The 21881-nt window shown below is 38.5% G+C and carries 19 protein-coding genes; 9 read left to right on the plus strand and 10 right to left on the minus strand.

The genetic code is table 11. The features are described 5' to 3' along the window. The first annotated feature begins 48 nt into the window (after nucleotides 1-48). Together IGI37_RS09480 and mprF are read left to right on the plus strand one after the other, a co-directional pair. Nucleotides 49-774, plus strand: a complete 726-nt coding sequence (locus IGI37_RS09480) for an alpha/beta fold hydrolase (protein WP_438761460.1) — start codon at nucleotides 49-51, stop codon at nucleotides 772-774. Between the two features lie 8 nt (nucleotides 775-782). Then, nucleotides 783-3326 (plus strand): bifunctional lysylphosphatidylglycerol flippase/synthetase MprF, encoded by a 2544-nt coding sequence (mprF, locus tag IGI37_RS09485; protein ID WP_438761462.1) that lies wholly within the window; start codon nucleotides 783-785, stop codon nucleotides 3324-3326. A 160-nt stretch (nucleotides 3327-3486) separates the two neighbouring features. Here mprF and IGI37_RS09490 read toward each other — a convergent pair whose 3' ends face one another. The 8 genes from IGI37_RS09490 to IGI37_RS09525 form a co-directional block, all read right to left on the minus strand. Then, nucleotides 3487-4086 carry a response regulator gene (locus IGI37_RS09490; protein WP_438761463.1) on the minus strand — a complete coding sequence of 200 codons (600 nt, stop codon included), beginning with the start codon at nucleotides 4084-4086 and terminating at the stop codon, nucleotides 3487-3489. After that, nucleotides 4079-5185, minus strand: coding sequence for a sensor histidine kinase (locus IGI37_RS09495; protein ID WP_438761464.1), 1107 nt, complete (start codon nucleotides 5183-5185; stop codon nucleotides 4079-4081). Before IGI37_RS09495 ends, IGI37_RS09490 begins: the two co-directional genes overlap by 8 nt. Before the next feature lie 117 nt (nucleotides 5186-5302). Continuing rightward, entirely contained in the window at nucleotides 5303-6073 is a 771-nt protein-coding gene (locus tag IGI37_RS09500; RefSeq protein ID WP_438761465.1) for an ABC transporter permease, read from the minus strand. 2 nt (nucleotides 6074-6075) lie between these two features. Continuing rightward, entirely contained in the window at nucleotides 6076-6744 is a 669-nt protein-coding gene (locus IGI37_RS09505; RefSeq protein WP_438761467.1) for an ABC transporter ATP-binding protein, read from the minus strand. Between the two features lie 277 nt (nucleotides 6745-7021). After that, nucleotides 7022-8209, minus strand: coding sequence for an elongation factor Tu (gene tuf / locus IGI37_RS09510; protein WP_438761469.1), 1188 nt, complete (start codon nucleotides 8207-8209; stop codon nucleotides 7022-7024). Between the two features lie 377 nt (nucleotides 8210-8586). Beyond that, complete coding sequence (gene nagE / locus IGI37_RS09515) at nucleotides 8587-10596, minus strand: N-acetylglucosamine-specific PTS transporter subunit IIBC (protein ID WP_438761470.1); 2010 nt, start codon at nucleotides 10594-10596, stop codon at nucleotides 8587-8589. Between the two features lie 3 nt (nucleotides 10597-10599). Further along, nucleotides 10600-11466: a PRD domain-containing protein gene (locus IGI37_RS09520; RefSeq protein ID WP_438761472.1), complete on the minus strand. Its 867-nt coding sequence runs from the start codon at nucleotides 11464-11466 to the stop codon at nucleotides 10600-10602. Nucleotides 11467-11694: 228 nt separating this feature from the next. After that, complete coding sequence (locus tag IGI37_RS09525; RefSeq protein WP_438761474.1) at nucleotides 11695-12213, minus strand: hypothetical protein; 519 nt, start codon at nucleotides 12211-12213, stop codon at nucleotides 11695-11697. 182 nt (nucleotides 12214-12395) lie between these two features. On the opposite strand from IGI37_RS09525, the gene IGI37_RS09530 reads away from it, so the two are divergent. Next, nucleotides 12396-12746 carry a YxeA family protein gene (locus IGI37_RS09530; protein WP_438761475.1) on the plus strand — a complete coding sequence of 117 codons (351 nt, stop codon included), beginning with the start codon at nucleotides 12396-12398 and terminating at the stop codon, nucleotides 12744-12746. A gap of 89 nt (nucleotides 12747-12835) precedes the next feature. Here the strand turns inward: IGI37_RS09530 and IGI37_RS09535 are convergent, their stop codons facing one another. After that, a complete protein-coding gene (locus IGI37_RS09535; protein WP_438761477.1) occupies nucleotides 12836-13840 on the minus strand; it encodes a nucleoid-associated protein in 1005 nt (334 codons plus the stop codon). Nucleotides 13841-14056: 216 nt separating this feature from the next. On the opposite strand from IGI37_RS09535, the gene IGI37_RS09540 reads away from it, so the two are divergent. The 3 genes from IGI37_RS09540 to IGI37_RS09550 all read left to right on the plus strand — a co-directional run bounded on the left by IGI37_RS09540 (nucleotide 14057) and on the right by IGI37_RS09550 (nucleotide 16189). Then, entirely contained in the window at nucleotides 14057-14908 is an 852-nt protein-coding gene (locus IGI37_RS09540; RefSeq protein WP_438761478.1) for an aldo/keto reductase, read from the plus strand. A 36-nt stretch (nucleotides 14909-14944) separates the two neighbouring features. Beyond that, entirely contained in the window at nucleotides 14945-15190 is a 246-nt protein-coding gene (locus IGI37_RS09545; RefSeq protein ID WP_438761479.1) for a hypothetical protein, read from the plus strand. A 255-nt stretch (nucleotides 15191-15445) separates the two neighbouring features. Continuing rightward, the gene (locus tag IGI37_RS09550; RefSeq protein WP_438761481.1) at nucleotides 15446-16189 is read left to right on the plus strand and encodes a hypothetical protein; all 744 of its coding nucleotides are present in this window, start codon (nucleotides 15446-15448) and stop codon (nucleotides 16187-16189) included. 54 nt (nucleotides 16190-16243) lie between these two features. Here the strand turns inward: IGI37_RS09550 and IGI37_RS09555 are convergent, their stop codons facing one another. Next, nucleotides 16244-18709 (minus strand): hydroxymethylglutaryl-CoA reductase, degradative, encoded by a 2466-nt coding sequence (locus IGI37_RS09555; protein WP_438761483.1) that lies wholly within the window; start codon nucleotides 18707-18709, stop codon nucleotides 16244-16246. A 187-nt stretch (nucleotides 18710-18896) separates the two neighbouring features. Between IGI37_RS09555 and IGI37_RS09560 the strand changes: the two genes are divergently transcribed. The 3 genes from IGI37_RS09560 to IGI37_RS09570 all read left to right on the plus strand — a co-directional run bounded on the left by IGI37_RS09560 (nucleotide 18897) and on the right by IGI37_RS09570 (nucleotide 21809). Beyond that, a complete protein-coding gene (locus IGI37_RS09560; RefSeq protein WP_438761484.1) occupies nucleotides 18897-20054 on the plus strand; it encodes a hydroxymethylglutaryl-CoA synthase in 1158 nt (385 codons plus the stop codon). A 172-nt stretch (nucleotides 20055-20226) separates the two neighbouring features. Beyond that, the gene (locus tag IGI37_RS09565) at nucleotides 20227-20910 is read left to right on the plus strand and encodes a helix-turn-helix domain-containing protein (protein ID WP_438761486.1); all 684 of its coding nucleotides are present in this window, start codon (nucleotides 20227-20229) and stop codon (nucleotides 20908-20910) included. Beyond that, the gene (locus IGI37_RS09570; protein WP_438761488.1) at nucleotides 20901-21809 is read left to right on the plus strand and encodes an IS3 family transposase; all 909 of its coding nucleotides are present in this window, start codon (nucleotides 20901-20903) and stop codon (nucleotides 21807-21809) included. Before IGI37_RS09565 ends, IGI37_RS09570 begins: the two co-directional genes overlap by 10 nt. Nucleotides 21810-21881: the final 72 nt, after the last annotated feature.

Below are 21881 nucleotides of genomic sequence, written 5' to 3' on the forward strand. Positions count from 1 at the left end.
GCTTGTTCGAAAAGATAGTTCTATACTTGACTTCAGTAGGTGATTTTTGTGAAAAAAGAAAAAAAAGCTGCCACTATGACAGATGGTAGTCAAATATATTACGAAAAAAGTGGACAAGGTTTCCCTCTATTCTTACTCCATGGAAACGGCGGTAGCGGAAAATATTTTTCCAAACAAGTCCCTGAGCTAGAAAAAAACTTCCAAGTATTTTTAGTAGATAGTCGTGGACACGGTCAATCGACTAACAACGCACCCACTCTAAGTTTTCGTTTAATGGCAGAAGACATACAAACCATTATGCTTCTAGAAAAAATTCGAGAAGCCGATTTTTTAGGCTTCAGTGATGGCGCAAATCTAGCCATGACCTTTGCCAGTCAGTATCCAGACTCTGTGCATCGCCTGATTTTGAATGCTGGAAATACCACCACAAACGGTGTCCGTCTCTTCTTCCAATTAGCCAGCTATATTCAATATTTTGTCGTTTCTTGCCTCTCGTTATTCAGTTTGAAGATGAAGAGAATCGCGACATCTCTTAAGTTGGTTCTGCGTGACACAGGAGTGACAGAATCAGAGTTAACCGCCATTTCTTGTCCGACATTAATTCTTGTTGGCAAACACGACATTATCAAATTAAAACATTCAATGTACCTCGCTAAGACGATCCCGAACGCGTCATTTGTTCTAGTTTCTGGGCAGGGTCACGGTTTTGCTCGAAAAAATCCTGAACGCTTTAATCTCGAAATTTTGAAATTTTTAAACGAAACGGAAAGGTAGGTGTCTTTTTGAAAAAAATAATTTCTTGGCTTAAAAGTCATACTCGACTCTTCAAGATTCTTTTCCTAATATCTGTTACAGTGATTGTTATTGGAGAACTGATGTCCATAGGAAAAACCATCTCGTTGCAAGAATTACGTCAAGCATTTAGTGAAATTGCCCTTTGGAAGGTCTTCCTAATGCTTTTCATTGGTTTGTTTTCCGTCTTGCCCATGATTGGTTATGATCTCATCTTAAACCGGATGCTCAAGCAGAAACAGACAAAACGTTACTTATTTGAGACAAGCTGGGTAATCAACACCTTAAATAATATTGCTGGGTTTGGTGGCTTCATCAGCATCGGTCTTCGTTCAGAATTTTATGGTACTCAGCAGCAAGGCAAGAAAGTGATTCAAGCACTTTCTAAAATCTTTTTATTTTTGATGGCGGGCCTTTCTATCTACAGTCTTCTGGCCTATTTTATCGTGCTATTTGGACCTGTTAGCTCCTATCTTCGACAATACTGGGTTTGGTTAATTGGTGGTGGTTTGTATTTCCCACTTGTTTTGTTATTAACTAAGATTCGTAAAAAAGGCCTTATCGGTGGCTTTGATAATCAATCGAAAAGACAACTAATTCTCGTCTCATTTCTTGAATGGACCGGCGTCTTAGGCAGCTTCTTTGCGATTGGCGCGCTTCTTGATATTCCTATCAATATTTGGCAAATGATGCCTTTATTTATCGCCGCTTCTGTGATTGGGATCGCCTCTATGATTCCAGGAGAATTAGGTAGTTTTGATGTCATTATGATTTTAGGACTCTCCTCTTTTGGCCTTTCAAGAGAAACAATTGTTGTTTGGATTTTACTATATCGTTTATTCTATTATATCGTGCCCTTCCTGATTGGGCTTCTCCTCTTTTTCAAACATTTGGGCGGCAGTCTCAATCAGAAATATTCAGGTATTCCCAAACAATTATTTGTCGAAATCGCCCACAAGCTTGTGGTTATTTTCCTTTATTTCTCTGGTGTGATGGTCGTTTTATCAGCGACTATCCCACAAGCCTTTACAGAATTTAAGTGGCTGCAGCATCTGAACCCTTTACGTTTTCATTTGGTGATTCAATTTCCAAGTATTTTATTGGGCTTTTCACTCTTAATTATGGGTCGAGGAATGGCCGCTCGCGTCAAACGAGCATATCTTCCTACTATTATTTTGCTTTCTATCGCACTGTTTTATGCCTTTTTCGGTGATTTCAGTCTGTTCCCTTTTCTCTTTTTACTTCTGCTCCTTTTAACTGTTCTTTTTTCAAAAAAAGAGTTATTTAGGGAACAACTCGTTTATTCATGGGAATCACTAACCGTTGATGGACTGATTTTTGGTTTTCTGATTCTTAGCTATATTATTATAGGCGTTTATAATATGCCGTCATTTCCGCATAAGCATCATCGCCTGATTTCTTTTTTCCTGTTCCCCTCAGAAAAAGTTTGGTTTTCAGGCTTTCTCGCTATTCTAGCCGTCAGCCTATTCGTAATTTTGTTTGTTCGCTTTTTACAAGGAGCTGCTAAGAAAATCGGCGAGCCTTTAGATGAAACACGCGCTTTACAAATTTTGACAACATATGGTGGCAATAGTGATAGTCAGCTAGTTTTTTTAAATGACAAACAGATGTACATTTATAACGATGGACAAGCAGAAACTGTTTTCCTTCAACTGGCCACCATTAACAATAAGTGTATCGTTATGGGTGATCCTTCTGGTAAAAAAGAAGATTTCTCTAAAGCCATTGAAGCGTTCATTCATGAAACCGATCGCTGGGGTTACCTCCCCGTGTTCTACGAGGTCCACGAAGAAACCGTCATGATTCTTCATGAATTTGGTTATGACTTTATTAAAATGGGCGAAGAAGCTCATGTTGACTTAGTTAATTTCACTACCTCAGGGAAAAAAATGAAAGGCGCACGAGCGACACTCAATCGCTTCGAGAAAGAAGGATACCACTTTGAGATGCTTAAACCGCCTTTTTCTGAGCACACGATGAGTCAATTGAAACAAGTCTCAGATGAATGGTTAGGTAGTCGAAAAGAAAAAGGCTTTTCGTTAGGCTTCTTTTCAGAAAGCTATCTTCAAAAGGCACCGATTGCGGTCGTTAAGGATAAAGAAAACCAATTTGTCGCATTCGCTAATATTATGCCGACCTATTCAAACGAACAAGGGACCATTGATTTGATGCGCCACAGTCCGCATCAGGCCCCCTCAGGCAGTATGGATTATCTCTTCCTTCATTTATTCGATTATATGAAGGAACAAAATATTCAAGTCTTTAATTTGGGCATGGCTCCCCTTTCCAACGTAGGAACCTCTCGTAAAAGTTTTTTGCAAGAACGAATCGCCTATCTCGTTTACGAATTAGGCTCTCATTTTTACTCGTTTCAAGGATTGCGAGACTATAAAGAAAAATACGCCACTGAATGGGTCGCCCGTTATACACTGTACTCGCGTGACAGCTGGATTGCTTACGTTATGATTGCGTTACTAATGATTGACAACGCGCCTATCAAAACAAAAGAGTAGCTAATAAAATACATCAAAAAAATGAGGCAGTTATCCTAAGCATCGATAACTGCCTCATTTTTTCTAACGATTTTATCCCTAAATTTTACTAGTCTTGTTTCTCTATAGTCAACTCTCCAGTTTGGCTTACGTATAACTTTCTACTTTTTAATTGTGCTATTTATAACCATCCCTTATTTAGGGCAAAACTCACTGCTTCTATGCGATTCTTAGCGCCCAACTTACTAATTATCTCTGAGATATAATTTCGGATGGTTCCATCAGATAAGTATAGTTTTGCAGCTATTTCTTTTGATGTATCCCCCTCAGCAATCAGAGCGATAATCTCTCTTTCTTTATAGGAGAGCGGATTTTTTTGATTAGTCATATAGCCAGTAATCAATGTCGAATCATAATATGTTTTCCCCGACATAACTGAACGAATATGACCAATCAATTCTGCACTTGGTGTGTCTTTAAGCAAGTAAGCGGCCACCTTAGCTTCTATTGCTTTTTCAAAATAACCGTCTCTGGCAAAAGTTGTTAGGATAATGACTTTAACTGGACTATCCATTAATTCCTTCGCTAGCTCTAATCCTGTTTTGTTGAGCATTTCAATGTCCGTCAATACCATATCCGGCTGAGTCTCTTGAATCATTTGAGAAGCTTCGGCGCCATCTTTAGCTGTTCCAACCACCGAAATGTCTTCCTCTAACTCAAGTATCATGGCTAACGCGGAAGAAAGCACTCCTTGATCTTCTGCAATTACTAGTCTAATCATTTGTTTCCTCCTGAATGGGAATTAAAAAACTCATTACTGTGCCTTTTTGTTCATATACGGCCATTACTCCATGTAAGCTGTTGATTCTCTCTTCTATACCACTGAGCCCATTACCTTTGATAATATTTTTCGGACCAATTCCATTATCCCTCACACTAATTTCAAGCTGCGTGCCTACTTTCAAAAAATTTATTGAACAATACGTTGCTTGACTATGACGAATAATATTGGTTATTGATTCACGCAGTACGGAACTGAACTCTGCCTGCTGCGAACGAGTTAATAAAGAACAAAGTGTCTCATTTTCGGTGATTAAGATAATCTTTGCTGCAGTAAGTGCCATATTACTATCAATTAATTCTTCTGGAATACTTCGTTTTCTCATATCTGAAACAATTTCTCGGACGGTCTTTAAAGTCGATCTGGATAGTCCTTCTATCTCCTTCAGCTCATTGGATGTGCCCACAGCTTGTTTTTCGAGAAGCTTTTGTGCTAGCTCTAGCTTAATAGTCATTACAGATAATGATTGTCCTAAAGAATCATGCAGTTCTCTGGCAATTCGGTTGCGCTCTTCTCCTTTAATAATCATTTCCATACGCTTGTTTGCTTGATATACCTGTTTACGTTGTTCTTGTTGTCGAAAGAACTCACGTCCAGAAAGCGGAGCAAACGCCGTAAATAAACTAAACGCAAGAGTTAGTACTAATTGTTCCTTATCAAAGTTCGCATTCAAACAAATGCCCACTATTAAACTACTACTCATCAAACAAATTTGACTGAAATAAACTGATAAAAAACGCTTTTTTGTAAGCGTGGAATACCCCAGTTGCCACGCAGGAAACATAAACAAATAGATATACCCTAATTCCATCATATAAAAACATGAGATAAAATAACTGACCATTAGCCAGTAAAAAAAATATTCTCCTTGAAACAGCATATTTCGATAACATACCGTAAAAACAATTAGTAAGAAAAATGAAAACTGCTTTTGAAAGGTATCAAAAGGAAATAAGTTGACGACAGGGATAATAAGAAAAAGCTGCCAAACAATCGATGATAACAGTTCTCCTTTTGGAAACAGATGAAATTTTTTCATAACCAACCTCCCCGACAACTCCTGTTTACTTGTCATTTTTATGAAGAGAAACTCAATAAATAAATGACAGAAAACAGTATATCAGATAATTTGATGAAATACTTTGTGAATCTCTACCTATATCTTCTTTCTCATAAAGAGCATTCCTGAAATAAGTATGAAAATAACAATATAGAATACATTGCCAATCAACAATTGTCTTGTCGAAAGATGAGTTAACTCTGTCATACTAGTATTCATAAGCTGATTTGCTAGATTTAACATATTAAATGGATTCCATTTCAGCCAAGATGCCTGGTTCAAAATCATGAATTGAACACCAGCTATCATTGAAGAGATAAAATAAGTCTCAATCCCTATCATACTTGCTAATGACTCATTATTGATTAATAGGGAAAATAACAAAGATAAGCTAGAAAACAGCCACAGACCAACAAAGCCGCCAAAAACATTGCCCATTAATAAAGAAAGTATTGTGTTCTGGTGAAAAAATCCTTCAAGTGGAATGTTTGGAAATAAAACGAACGAAAGTGCAAGAGTTGACATCAGTGCAATAAAATTAAAATACAAAGAGTAACCTAGTAGCATCAAAAATTTTGCAAGGAATAATTCTTGACGGCTCTTCTTGTGTCTTAACAAATTTTTTATTGTTCCATAACGAAACTCCATCGAAAAAATTTGACTGGCTTGATAGACCATAAAAAAGACAATCAACCAGCTACTGCTGAACAATGAAGAAATCATTTGTTTCGGTTGCAGAAAAGCCATTTTACTCACTCTAGTTACTAAAGCTACACTGAAAATTAGTACAACCAACGCGATTGTTTGTTTTAGAACTATTTGCTGTGCCTTCATTTTGGTCATTTCTTGATTTAACATTTTTTTCATGTTTAGCTTCTCCCTATTTCCAACTTTTTAATTAAGTCATCTTCAAAATTCGTTAACTGCTGAGGGTGCTCAATTAACTCGACTATCCTGCCCTCTTTAACTAGCAACACTCGATCGACTAGCTGTTCCAACTCACTTAATATATGACTCGAAACTAAAAAAGTTGTCCCGCTGTCTCGATAAGTCATCACCGTCTTTTTCAAAAGCTTTACAGAATATGGGTCCAACCCATTCATCGGTTCATCTAAAATCACCACTTCTGCATGATTTAAAAGAGCCATCGCTATCCCTAAACGTTGTTTCATTCCTAACGAGTACTCCTTGACCTTTTTATTGATAAATTCACTTAAATCAAGTAGACGAATCAAACAATTTATCTCATTCAATGAATCTTCCTGACTATACATCTTCAAATGCTCTAAACCTGTCATAAATGGATACAATCCTGGTTGTTCAATTAATCCTGTCATCGTTTTCTGATTGCTTTGGATAGAACCACTTGTTGGATGGATAAAACCTAATAATGCCTTCATTAACGTTGTCTTTCCTGCCCCATTTGGACCAACTAACCCCATAACTTCACCAGAGAATAACTCAAAAGAGATATTTTCTAAAGCGATTTTTTTCTTAAATGTGACTGAAACATCCTTGATTTTTACATTTGGCTTCATTTGTTGTACCTTCTCTCTTTGATGATAGATTCAGTTTATAAAAAATTTGGGCAAAAAATAATTCCAATCTATCATAAATTTCCATGACATTTGTCATATATCCCTATCAAAAAGTTAAGGAATCATTTTTTTCCTGTACTCCACTGAATAAAAGACTACTCTACTAGACTTCTAGCACTATGAGAGCAAAAAACAGACCGAACCTTGCGATTTTTCTGCAAGATTCGGTCTATTTGAGTATACCTTTTATTTTTCCTGTTTCACATTTATCTAGGATCTATGCTTCAATTTCTGTAACCATTCCTGAGCCAACTGTTCGACCACCTTCACGAATAGAGAAAGTTGTCCCATTTTCTACGGCAATTGGATGAATCAACTCAACTTCAATTGTTACATTGTCACCCGGCATAACCATTTCTGTTCCTTCTGGTAATTCGATATTCCCTGTTACATCCGTTGTCCGGAAATAAAATTGTGGACGATAATTATTAAAGAACGGTGTATGTCGACCGCCTTCTTCTTTTGTCAAAACATAAATTTCTGCTTTAAATTTAGTATGTGGTGTAATAGAGCCTGGTTTAGCCAATACTTGTCCACGTTCAATTTCATCACGGGTAATCCCACGTAACAACACGCCGACATTGTCTCCAGCTTCCCCATAATCTAATGTTTTGCGGAACATTTCCACACCTGTAACAACTGCTTTTTGCGTTTCAGGTTTGATTCCCACAAGCTCTACTTCATCACCGACACGAACCACTCCACGGTCAATTCTTCCTGAAGCAACTGTTCCTCGACCAGTGATTGAGAAAACATCTTCAATTGGTAAAAGTAATGGTTTGTCTGTATCACGTTCAGGAGTTGGAATATAGTCATCCACAGTATCCATTAATTCCATAATCGCAGCTTCTGCGTCTGGGTCACCTTCCAATGCTTTCAATGCGGAACCCTTGATTACAGGAATATCATCGCCTGGGAAACCATATTCAGAAAGTAACTCACGCACTTCCATTTCAACTAGATCAATTAATTCGTCATCATCCACTAAATCAATTTTGTTCAAGAAAACGATTAAGTGTTTTACACCTACTTGTCGAGAAAGCAAAATATGTTCTCTGGTTTGAGGCATTGGTCCATCTGTTGCTGAAACAACTAAAATTGCGCCATCCATTTGGGCTGCCCCAGTAATCATATTTTTTACATAATCCGCATGTCCTGGTGCATCGATATGCGCATAATGTCTTTTTTCAGTTTCGTATTCAACATGTGCCGTGTTGATTGTGATTCCACGTTCACGTTCCTCAGGGGCAGCATCAATACTGGCATAATCTTGTGGATTCGCTAAGCCTTTTTTCCCTAATACGGTTGTGATTGCAGCGGTTAATGTCGTTTTCCCGTGATCAACGTGACCAATCGTTCCGATATTAACATGTGGTTTACTTCTGTCATACATTTGTTTTGCCATTTTTTACTACCTCCTATTTTTTTGAAAGATTGTTTGAACAATCTTAGCAAGTCTATTATATTCTTTTTCCCACAAATAGAAACCAATTCGCCTTTTGACACAGGATTCAGCTATTGCTTACTATTTGTAAGTTTCTTGAATATGAATTTATTATACGTCAAAATTGGTCAAAGTCAATTACTTTGTCTTGAACTCAGATTCTCACGGCTCAGCCACTCATTTAGCGAGCCTTTCTTATTGACTCTTCTCTACAAACTACGCCAATTTTTTTATCCACACGAAAAAAGCCAAAGAGTTTGAGGTTGGGACATAACTTATACAGTCTTGTCCCAACCTCCTCTTTGGCTTCGCTTTCTCTCTAACTCTTTCGCGCTAAATTATTTAGCTGTTACTTGACCTACTGTTTCATTTGCCAAGACTGCGACTTGCACTGTTGGAATCTCTAATGAAGCAACTTGATCTTGATTGGTGAAGACCACAATCACATCAGTTTTCTTGCCTGCTGCTTGAATTGCTGACAAGTCCATTGTTGCAAGTTTATCTCCTTGAACCACTCGTTGACCTTCTGAAACAGCCACAGTGAATGGTGCCCCTTTTAGTTCAACAGTATCAATTCCCATATGAACTAACACTTCTAATCCAGAATCTGTGCGGATACCTAGTGCATGTTTTGTAGGGAAAATACTTGAAATAACTCCTGCAATCGGTGTATAAATTTCGCCAATTTCAGGAACCACGGCAAACCCATCACCCATCATTTTGGCAGAAAAGACGTCATCAGCAACTTCTGAAACAGGAAGCAATTGACCCGTTGCCACCGCAAAAATAGCAGCTGTCTCTTTTGATCCTTCGTTATTAGCAGCTGATATAGCCTCACCTGCTTTTTCTGAGACTGTTTGAACCTTCTGCGCTGTAGTCACAGGTGCTTGACCTTGTTTTAATTTGGTCATCTCATCCGCGACAAACTGAACTTCTGTCCCGACAATTACTTGAATATTGTGCTTGTCGATAACCTTCACACCAGGTACGCCGGTTGCTTTAATCTTGGCTTGATCCACAAGACTTGTATCTTTCACCTGTAAACGAAGACGTGTCGTACAATTATCGATGCCTGTTACGTTTTCTGAGCCACCTAAATGCGTATATAATTTACTTGCTAGAACGGCAAATTTATTCCCAGAAGCCCCCGCAAATGTATCCACATCCGCATCTTCTTCGCCAATTCCTTCTTCACGGCCAGGGGTCATTAAGTTGAATTTCTTAATCACAAATAGGAACGTGAAGTAATAGACGACGGCCATAATTAAACCGAAAACAATTAACATGTAAGGTTTGTTTGCGATTGGTACACGCAAGCTTAAAATGAAATCAATAAAACCTGCACTAAAGTTGAAGCCTGCTGTCCAATGGAAGAAAGCTGCTACAAACATTGAAATCCCAGTTAATGCGGCATGGACAACATATAACGGCCATGCAACAAACATAAATGAAAACTCTAATGGTTCTGTAACGCCTGTAAAGAATGAAGCAAACCCTGCTGCTAACATTAAAGAAGCCGTTTGAGCTTTTTTCTCAGGACGAGCACTTTGATAAATTGCCAATGCTCCGGCCGGTAAACCAAACATCATTACTGGGAAGAAACCAGCTTGATACATACCAGTAATCCCTTTTGTGCCTTCGCTTGCCCAGAATTTAGCAATATCATCAATTCCGGCAATATTAAACCAGAAAACATTATTTAATGCATGGTGAAGACCCGTTGGAATCAACAAACGATTGAAGAAACCGTATAGACCTGCCCCTAATGGACCCATGCTAGAAATCAATCCACCAAAAGCAACTAGGGCGTTATAGACTGGTGGCCAAATAAAAATTAGCGCAGCTGATACAACCAACATCACAAAAGACGTGACGATGGGTACTAAACGTTTCCCACTAAAGAACGACAAGGCCATGGGTAATTTTACCCCACTAAAACGATTGTACATCGCGCCTGCAATTAAGCCTGCTAAAATACCAATAAAGACATTTTTATCATTAATTGCTGTAAATGCTGTATCTACCTTTTCCACGTCTATACGTTGGAACATCGCAACAGACACTGAATTAATTAGGGTCATTGGAACTAAAAAGGCCACTAATCCAGCTAAGGCAGATGAACCATCTTTATCCTTAGACATTCCTAATGCCAACCCAACAGCGAATAAAATTCCTAAATTGTCTAAAATTGTACTTCCGGCCTTAATCAAAAAGGCCGCTAATAAATTATTTCCACCCCAGCCACTCGGGTCAATCCAATAACCGATACCCATAAATAATGCGGCAACAGGTAAAGTTGCCACTGGAAGCATCAAAGAACGACCTATTTTTTGCATGTATGCTTTCATTTTCTATTCCTCACTTATAGTTGTAGTTTGTGCACAATTCCCAGCCAGCCGTAACCGTTCGATATGGATAGCTAGATAACCTAACTCTTCTCCAGTAATCGATAATTGATAGGATTTCATTAATAATACACGGATTTTTTTGGCGATTTCATAGCTTTCAGGATACTTTCTTTTGACCATCTCTAATATTTCCGTATCTAACACTGCATATTGGTTATGCTGAAAACGATGAAGTAACAATCGTAAATGATTGGCTAAACGTGAATAATTTAGCGACATGGTGTCCGCATGAATATCCACTTCAAGCTCATTTTCGATTAAATGAATGATATCTGAAATGATGGTTACTTCTCGGATACTTTTACTATTATTTGATTGGCCGCTCCGAGCACTATGAATATGAATCGCGATATAACCGGCTTCATCATAGCTATAAGGAACTCCTAACTGCTTAGTTAAATAATCAACTGCCCACTGTGCAATACTAAATTCATCACTGTACAGTACTTCAATTTCACTAAGCAGCTTGTTTCTAATCACAATACCATTGGCAATATTTTCAGCGGAGAAGGCAATGTGATCTGTCAACGCAATCAACAAATGTTCATTTAACTTCTCCATCAAAACAGTCTCCGCGTGGTGAATCACGTGCTCCACCGCAAAGAAAAACTTCTCATCAATCTGAGCAAGTAACGTCTGTAACTTCTTTTGACTCTCAGGTTCCATCACAAACAGACGCTCAATTTCTCGATGAAACAATAAGTCATTTTTTTGCTTATTAAAGCCAATTCCTTTACCAACCGCGACTTTTTCTTGTCCCTCGTCAAAGACAATCACCGCGTTTTGGTTTAAAATTTTCTTTATCTTCATTCTAGTCGTTTCCTTTTCTGCAGAAAATAATTGCTTCTCACGCGCACGAAAAAAGCATGGAACAATCCCAAAAGAACAGAAAACTCCCTTCTGTTTGGAATTCTTCCATGCCTAGTATAATCTAGTCACATGAAAAGCTATTTGTTAACGTGTTTCAGTTTACAAACGATTATAAAATTTGTCAATACATTTGCAAGAATTTTTTTTTACAGTCCAATCTTTTACAAACTAGCCAATAAAATGTTGTCCTTCTTGAATCTTTTGCGGACTCGGATCCTCAACTGTAAAAATAGTCGCCTCTTGCCACTGAATTTCTAAATTGGTATAGGTTAACAGTGCGTCAAAATTTTCCATCCCATCATAAATCTTGTGTAGCTGTTCACTCCGCTCGTTTGCTTCTTGAAACTCGTTCACCAAATTGTCTTTAAACGTAGATAGCTGTTTGTTCCCTATCGTGATTAACTCGTCAAACTGCTCACGACTAGCCACCTTCATCACAAAATTCGTAGCTGAACTGTAACGTGAAAGTTCCTCAAGAAGATGATCCTCAGCTACTTCCTCAAAGACTTCTTCTTGCGTTTTGTAGATCGACTGTTCTGTTTCTAATGCATAAGATAATTCGATTGGTTCAGCCAATTCTACTTGATTTTGGTGCATCCACTCAAGTGTTGCTGTTAAAAACTCAATCATAAAACCTGTTCCCCATTTAAAGCGAAAACTTGTTTCAAAATATTCGGTTTCAGACATTTTTTTCTTCCTCCATACTTTTGTAATCGGTTGACTCTTTTTTAGTCTATCATAAATTTGCCTGTATGAATCATTGTTTTTCTAGACTATTCTGCTCTTCTAACAAAACTGTCACTTCTTTGTGAGGAAATCAAATGGACGTACTCATACATTTTGTGAATAATAGAGATGAGGTGAAACACATGAAGAAAATTCTTGGCTCTTTTCTTATCCTTTTGATGGTCGTTTTTGGTAGCTGGCTTACCTATAGCTATTTTTATGGGGGCGAAACCTACTATACACAAATCGTGACAGATGGCGAAAAAGAAAGCGAACAATCTGATGGTGAGACATTTACGAAATACATCTATCAGCAAACTGCCTATAATAAAAATGGAAAAGAAACACAAATTTTACTAAATGCCTATCGCACTCGTCCGCTAAGACTAAAAGCTTACTTGAAGTTAAAAATAAACCCAAGAAAAGGTCTCATGGAATGGGAAGAAGTACCACAATCAGAGGTTGCCGAAAAAGCCTTAAACAAATTAGGCTAGCCGCCTTTTGAGAAAAAAACATACCTAATTAAAAATACCGTAAACCAAGAAAAAATGGATTTACGGTATTTTTTTACAAAACAGTTCTCTTACAATCGATTTAAAACTTCATCCACATTTTTTATCATCACAGAGACAGTGCCATCTGGGTTATTAACAAACTCAATCAAATCTGGGTTTCTGTAGACATCGACAGGTACAATTAACTCAATCCCATTTGACATTTTGAATTTTTGTTTACCAAATTTTTTCTCGGAAACCTCTCGAACTTCGCGAATAGGCGGTACATCCGAAACAAACCCTTTTTCCTGCACCTCTTCTTTAAAGGCCATCTGTGCTGTGATATTATCTTTGAACACGCGACTAGCAATCTCTTCATGATTAATTTGACCGACTTCTTCAATGCTATCATAGACCGCTTCTTTAATGTCTGCAACCACATCAAACTCATCCGCATCGAATTTTTTCCCGATTTGTTTAGCCACCTTTTGAATAACCCGTACATTCTCTTCCAATGAAGGTGCAGGTGCCGTTTCAATCACAGACTCTGAAAAATAGAAACGTTTTTCACCTGAAAACAGATATTTTTTCTCGACTAGTTCATAACTCAATTCCTCCAACTCAACCGTAATCGCTTCATCCGCTTTTTGCGATTTTGACGCTAAGATTGCTCGATTAATAATCAGTTTGTTGGCTATTCCCGCCTCATCTGCATCTACAAAATGTGTATACGCATCATGATAATTCACTTTTAAGAAGGCCAAATTCATTTTTGTATCTAGCTCATATAACACCACAAAAATGTCTGCACTTGGCGCTTCCTCACTTTGTTGATAGCTATCATACCAACGCTGAACCAGTTTTTCAGAAGCTTCAACAAAATTTGTCGCACTTTCTCGCACTAGAGCAGTGAAGGCCCCCTCTTCAGCTAGACGCCCTGTTTTTGTTTGTGCAGAAGAAACTTTTTTGATTTTATTGGTTAAATAGTCGCGAATATATTCCGTCGCTAAATCTAGTTCTACCTGCGAAAACACTGGCACGCCCGAATCCTTATCTATAATATGTAGAATTGCTTTCTTTAAATAAATGTCCATTTTGTCCGTCTCCTTTTTTGTCACCTTACTAGTTTACCGAAATTCACAAAAAAAGCCAGCGATTTTCGTTTTCTTTTCGATCACTTTTTCGTTTATTTTTCCTTTCAAAAAGTTTTTTAACCGACTTGTTCAGCAAAAAATAAGCAAATAATTGTCTCTTTTCTTAATTTTTACGATACACTATAAGAGAACAGAAAAATAGGAGGCGTTCATTTTATGAATTCACTAACATCTACGTACAAATTGAGTAATGGCCTTGAGATTCCTGTAGTTGGCTTTGGTACTTGGCAAACACCAGATGGCGACGTGGCCGTTCAATCCGTTAAAGAAGCTCTAAAAGCTGGCTACCGTCATATCGATACGGCACAAGGATATGGTAATGAAGAAAGTGTTGGTCAAGCAATTGCTGAAAGTGGTCTCAAACGAGAAGATATTTTTTTGACAAGCAAATTAGGAAACGGCCAGCACAGCTATGAGCTAGTTATGAGCTCATTTGAAGAGTCTTTAAAAAAACTGAAAACAGACTACCTTGATCTGTTTTTAATTCACTGGCCAAACCCTCTTGGCTTTAGAGAAAACTGGGAGCAAGCAAACGCTGAGACTTGGCGAGCGTTTGAGGAATTATATGAAGCTGGAAAAATCAAAGCAATCGGTGTCAGCAACTTTTTGCCTCACCATTTAGATTCTTTAGCCAAAACAGCTAAAATTATGCCAATGGTTAACCAAATCTTCCTAGCACCTGGTGAACTTCAACCAGCTGTCGTTGACTATGCTCGCGCTCATGATATGTTATTAGAAGCCTATAGCCCACTGGGTACAGGCAAAATATTTGAGGTGCCAGAAATGAAACAACTTGCTGAGACTCATGGCAAATCAATCGCGCAAATCGCGCTTCGTTGGTCACTACAACACGGCTTCTTACCTTTACCTAAATCAGTGACACCAAGCCGTATCAAAGAAAATACTCAAGTCTTTGATTTCGAATTGTCTGATAACGAGATGGCGTTAATTGATTCTCTTGATGGTGTGGTTGGTAAGGCAATTGATCCTGACACAACACAATGGTAAGAACCAAAGAATGACTGTCTACGGAGGTAAGAAACAATGACTATTGAAGAACGATTGGCTACACTTTCAAAAGAAGTGACTCAAACCTTTCATAAAGATTTTTTGTTTTTAATTTCTCCAAACCTTATTCAACACTTTCCTGCTCGAGGCTGGACAGATGAACAAATTGAAGAAGAGTTAAAAAAACGTTTAGGAACACCTTTAGTCTTTGAACCTTGGGGAACACATATGATTGCCTATCAAAAAGACACTGAAGAGTTATTAATTGCTGTGATCCCTTAACGTTAAAACCTCATAAAACCTTTTAATAGCTTTTATGAAGGATAACTTATCCTGTCTCACTTATTCCCTTGAATCGTTTTTTTAATTAACGATTCAAGGGATATTTTTATTTTTTGTGCATTTTTTAGCGAAAAGAAGCTATTTTTATAAGTAAATTCTCATAAATTAACTATTTTCAAGAAAATTTACACTATTTCTCTTTTCATTTCATCCGAACTTTTTTATAATTTTAAGGTAAAGACAAAGGAGTGCATTATGAAAAAAAAGCAGAAAAAAAAATTACTAACTCAATTTCGTCCTTCATTGGATGTCATTCGGACCAAATTATTCCATTCGATGGAAGAAAAGATTCACTCTCAATATGGTCGATCATTTAAATTAGATGTTGAAAAGAAAGAAAAACTTTTCTTAGTGATTCAACCTGAAAAAGATTCAGGAGAAGAACGCATTCTGATTCCAATTGATAACAACTTTTCAACAATCCTAAAACAAGTACAGGTTGGAACACCGGCTGTTTTTGAAAGCTTCAGAGACAAACTGCTTCTAGAAGTTCTTTCTATTTGGGGACAGCATAGAAACGCGTTAACTCCTCTTCACTCAGAAGAAAAAACTTCTATTGAACAACCAAAAGCTAAAAACGCGGCCACTCAACCAAAAGCTAAAACCAAGGCTGCTCCAAAAAAAGAAGCGCCTAAAAAAACAGAGAAAGCTGTTACGTCTGAAACCGTTGAAGCTTCAACAGATGTGCCTTCAACCTTAACTCTTGCTGAATTCAAAGAAGTTATCTCAAGCTATCCAAAATTCTTCGTTGAGGAATCAGGAGACGTACTTACTATCAATGAACAAGCAGCTACTGGTCCTAAACTACTAGCAAGCATTTCAATGACTGAGGTTGGTTCGTTTACTGTTGAGAAAGCATTAGAGCGTAAGTACAAAGTGAAATTAACATTAATTCCACAAATTGAAGCCTTCTCAGGCACAGCCATAAATAAACGTTAAAAACAATGAGGAGATTGGGACAAAAATGCCCCAATCTCCTCATTGTTTTTCTGTTTAATTGTTTGTTTTTTGACGAATATTTTTTAAGGCTTCTTCAGCATTTGTTTTATTCAGCTGCCCTTTTTCTTTTAAGGCCTCAACCACAAGGCCGATTTCTTGGCCACTAGCCCCAACTGACATCGCTAAAGAACGAACTTGAAGTGACATATGCCCTTTTTGAATCCCCTCTGTGACCAATGCACGAACCGCCGCTAAGTTTTGAGCTAGTCCGACTGACACCACAATTTCTGCTAATTCGACAGCAGAATTTACTGCCAATAAATCAAGCGCAAATTTGGCTTTAGGCAGAACACTTGAAGCGCCCCCCACAGAAGCTACCGCCATTGGAATCGTCAACTCTCCCACTAACGTTTGACCATCAGAGGATAAAGTCCAGTCGGTCAATCCTTCATACCGCCCATTTTTTGCTGCATATGCATGACTTGCTGCCGCTACGGCACGAGTATCATTTCCTGTCGCTAAGATAATTGCGTCAATCCCATTCATAATTCCTTTATTATGGGTAACTGCACGGTAAGAATCGAGTTTGGCATAAGTGGCTGCTTCAACAATTCTCTTAGCAACTGCCTCTCCGCTGATTTTTCCTTTACCCAACTGGTTTACAGGAATTTCGCATAATGATGTCGCCAAAGATTCTGTCGCGTAATTACTTAAAATACTAAACAAAATTTCTTCTTTAGGAAACCATTCTCTTAGCCCCGTCGCAATTCCTTCTAAAATCGTGTTGACGATATTGGCTCCCATCGCATCTTTCACATCGACCAAAACGTCTAATGAAACAAATATTTCTTGATTCTCTGTAAATGTGCGCGTTTTAATTTGACGAATACCGCCCCCTCGTTTGACGATTGAGGGATAGCTCTCAGTTGCCAATGAAAAAATCTCAGCCTTCTTTTCAAGTAATACTTCTTGCAACTTTTGCGGGTCAACAACCGCAGAAAAAACGATTTGCCCCCTCATTAAACGCTCGTGAACGGTTGCTTTAAAACCGCCCGCTTGTTTGATAATTTTTGCTGCATTACTAGCGGCCGCAATGACAGAAGGCTCTTCTGTCGCCATCGGAATCAGCCGTTCTTTCCCATTAATCACAAAATTTTGAGCAATACCTAACGGGGTTGAAACTTCACTAATCTGATTTTCGATGAGGTTGTCTCCCAGGCCTTCTGGTAACGACACTGCTTCTTGTAAGAGCATTAACTGCTCTTTTGTAATCTGTTTGTCTTTGTACAACTGCTCTAATCGTTCTTCACGAGAGAGTTGATAAAACTTTTTTTTTTCGTTTGTTGAATCAAATGGTTCTTCACGCTCGATTAAGACCGCCAAACCGAGGCCTCCACCAATACAAAGAGAAACAATTCCTCGTTTTTTCTTTTGTGCTTTTAACGCATAGGCCAATGTCGTCAAAATACGGGCGCCTGATGCACCAATTGGATGACCTAATGAAATCCCACCGCCATAGATGTTAACTTTATCATCTGGCAAATTCAATTTTCGAGCCGCTGCCACAGAAGTTGCCGCAAAGGCTTCGTTAATTTCAAACAAATCAATATCGTCCACCGTTAATTGGTTTTTCTCAAGTAGCGCCTTGATTGCATCATAAGGTGCAAAACCCATGTACGCAGGATCAACACCGACTTCTGTATAATCTTTAATCACGGCTAAATAAGAAACATTTTCCTTTTTAGCATATTCTTTTGAAGCCAACAAAACAGCCGCTGCTCCATCATTTACAGTAGAAGAGTTTCCGGCAGTTACTGTCCCGCCCTCTTTAAAGGCCGCTCGCAACGTACCTAAAACCTCGACCGTACTGTTCCCTCGAACCCCTTCATCCTGTGTGAACACGTCTCCTGAAGGCAGTGTGACTGGTGTGATTTCCTCAACAAACCTGCCTGCTTCAATCGCAGCCGCAGCTCTTTTTTGCGATTGAACCGCAAATTGATCTTGTTGTTCACGAGAAATCTGATACTTTTCAGCCACATTTTCAGCAGTAATCCCCATATGTGTTTGGCTAAACGCATCCGTTAGACCATCAAGCACCATACTTGAAATACCTGGCGCATAATCCTTAGTTTCTGGCTGATAATGTTGAATCATCGGCGCCTGCGACATGTTCTCAGTTCCCCCAGCAAGCACCACCTCAGCTTCGCCTACTTGGATGAGCTGTCTAGCTAAAATAACTGATTTTAAGCCTGAGCCGCAAACCTCATTCACTGTCATGGCAGGAACGCTGACAGGTAAACCTGCCGCTACAGTAATCTGGCGTGCCGTATTTTGGCCAACACCAGCTTGCAAAACATGACCAAAAATCACTTGTTTAATCTCATCTTTTACTTCTGAATTTCTATCTAAAATCGTCTCAACGACTGTCTTTCCTAGCTCTACCGCACTTAGTGAACTTAAGCCACCTCTGTATTTCCCTATCGGGGTACGCGTTGCGTCAATTATTACAACCTCTTTCACGAAATACACCTCCTATGAAAATATATCATGGTTTCCTAAAAAAACAAAACTGTCGTGTCATTTTCGATTTTATTTCACGCTAAATTTTAACAATCCTTAAAATATCATCTCTTTTTAACTACTTTTTCCTCCAAATATGATACCTTTATAGTGGAGACTTTTTTACCTACGAAAAGGAGACGTGAAAATGAACATTGGTATTGATAAATTATCCTTTTATGTGCCAAACTTATATGTAGATATGACTGATCTAGCTCATGCAAGAGAGACAGATCCAGATAAGTTTCATATTGGAATCGGACAAGATAAAATGGCGGTGAGCCCAGTAACACAAGATATTGTCACACTTGGAGCAAATGCTGCTGCAAAAATTCTTTCAGATACAGACAAAAAAGAAATTGACATGGTGATTGTCGGAACAGAATCGAGTACAGATTACTCCAAAGCTTCTGCTGTTTCTATCCACCGTTTATTAGGGATTCAACCGTTTGCTCGTTCGTTTGAAGTGAAAGAAGCTTGTTATGGTGCGACAGCTGCCCTTCAGATGGCCAAAGATTATATCTCAGAGCATCCTACTCGAAAAGTTTTAGTAATTGCTTCTGACCTTTCTCGCTACGGATTACACTCTGGCGGTGAGCCCACACAAGGTGCAGGCGCCATTGCTATCCTTGTGACAAGCGATCCACGCATTTTAACACTAGAAAATGATAGTGTCTTTTTAACCGAAGATATTTACGATTTTTGGCGTCCAAGCTACTCAGACTTTCCAATTGTCGATGGTCCCTTATCAAACGAAACATACATTCAATCATTTGGTAAAGTTTGGACTAGACATAAAGAAGTGACTGGCTTAGCCTTACCTGACTATGATGCGCTTTGTTTCCATATTCCTTACACAAAAATGGGCAAAAAAGCGTTACTAAGTGTCTTACCTGAGACTGACGAAACAACCCAAGAACGTCTAATGAAACGTTACGAAGAAAGTATTACCTATAGTCGTAATGTGGGAAACTTATACACAGGTTCATTATTCCTTGGCTTGATTTCCTTACTAGAGGTGAGTCAGGAATTAGAAGTGGGTTCTACCATTGGTTTATTTAGCTACGGCTCAGGAGCAGTTAGTGAATTCTTTTCCGCTCGCCTAGTAAAAGGTTTTAAGGAACAACTATTAGCCAACGAACATCAGGCTCTATTAAATAACCGCAAAAAACTAGCCATTCCTGAATACGAAGAAGTGTTCTCTCAAACGCTTCCTAAACACGGAGAAGCTGCTGAATTTTCAGATCAAACACGCTTTTCAATTGAAAAAGTGGAAAATGATATTCGTTACTATAGAGAAAACTAAATTCAAGTAAAATAAAGAGGAGGTTGGGACAGGAGTGTTTAACTCCGAGAAATAAGATGGAGTTGCTTCTGTACCCACCGTTTATTCGGATAAAGAGAGGCTAGGACATAATGATATGCTACCCCTATACAGGACACTGAAACATAATAAGTCCAGTATGGGGGTATTTATTATGACTAAAAGAGTGATGAAGCTAAAAGTAGAAGAGCGTGTGAAACTAGTAGAAAGCTGTCTAAACAATGAACTAAGTCTTTCAGAGGCAGCGAGAGAAGGAAATGTTTCTTTGCCTACCATTGTCAGATGGTTGAGACTTTATGAAAATGATGGAGGAACAGCCCTATTGACTGCGCCCAAGAATAGGCACTATTCAGTAGCGTTACAATTATCCGCCACCATAGATTATCTCAATGGAAAAGGAAGTTACGAGGAATTAGCCAAAACATACAAACTTAGAAGTAGTAGCCAACTAAAAAAATGGGTACAGGTGTATAATACTCATGGAACCTTCAAATCAGAAAGTGGTGGAAGTTACATGAGAAAAGCAAGAGAAACCTCGACAGAAGAACGTTTAACCATCGTCTTAGACTGTCTAACACAAAACAAAAATTATGGTGCAATGGCTTTGAAATACCAAGTTTCTTATCAACAAGTGAGAAATTGGGTCAAAAGATATGAGGAGAAAGGTGCTGCTGGATTAGAAGATCGCAGAGGTCGCCGGATTGGCACACAACCTAGTCGAACACCGGAAGAAGAATTACGAAACCGTCTCGCACAATCAGAAAGTAAAAACCGACAACTTCAAATGGAAAATGACTTGTTAAAAAAAGTAAGGGAATTAGAAAGGAAGTGGGAATAAGCTTTACCCGACACTTATTTGAGTATGAAGTTATCAAAAGCTTACACGAAGAGAAACATTATCCAATTCAGCCAATGTGTCATTTCTTGCATGTTTCTCGTTCTGCCTACTATAAATGGTTGAAACATCCTGTAAGTCCCAGAGCCTATTTAAACACTGAGCTTGCCCAAGAAATCAGAAAAATATATGACGAACACCCTGACATGGGCTATCGTAGACTAGATGATGAAATTAGTACACGCTATCACCACAAGTTCAACGATAAAAGAATCTTGAGAATTTGCCGAGCTTTAGGGATTCAATCGACGATTAAACATTGGGCGAACAGTATCACACGTAGAGGTAAGAGACCTTACCACACGGCAAAAAATGAGTTAAACCGGGATTTTCATGCCGACAAACCAAATGAAAAATGGTTGACTGATGTTTCTGAATTTAAGTATTACGTTGGTATGGACATACACAAAGTCTATCTTAGCGCTATTCTTGATTTGTATGATCGTCGCATCGTCTCCTTCGTTATTAGTGACCGTAACGATAATCCGTTGGTCATGAACACTTTTGATCAGGCAATTGCACTAGAACCTCATGCGCATCCTTTGATGCACAGTGACCGCGGCTTTCAGTACACTAGCCAACAATTTTGTGTACGTTTAAAAAATACAGGAATGAAGCAGAGTATGTCTCGCGTAGCCCATTGTATCGACAACGGACCAATGGAAGGATTCTGGGGCATGATGAAACGAGAAACGTATTACGGGCGGAAGTTCACCAACCGTGAAAGCCTAGTATCTATGATTTCTGATTATATAGATTACTACAACAACAGAAGATTACAGCGTAAATTATCTGTTATGACACCAATGGCTTATCATCAACACTATCTGGAGGTGGCTTAATCATCCTGGTCGTCTCATAAGTGAAATGGGCTTCGTTTCACTTGTGAGACGGACAGGCAAGTTAAGCGGTAG

Origin of the sequence: Enterococcus sp. AZ194, from assembly GCF_051713825.1 — a bacterium.
Classification (GTDB): Bacteria; Bacillota; Bacilli; order Lactobacillales; family Enterococcaceae; genus Enterococcus_K.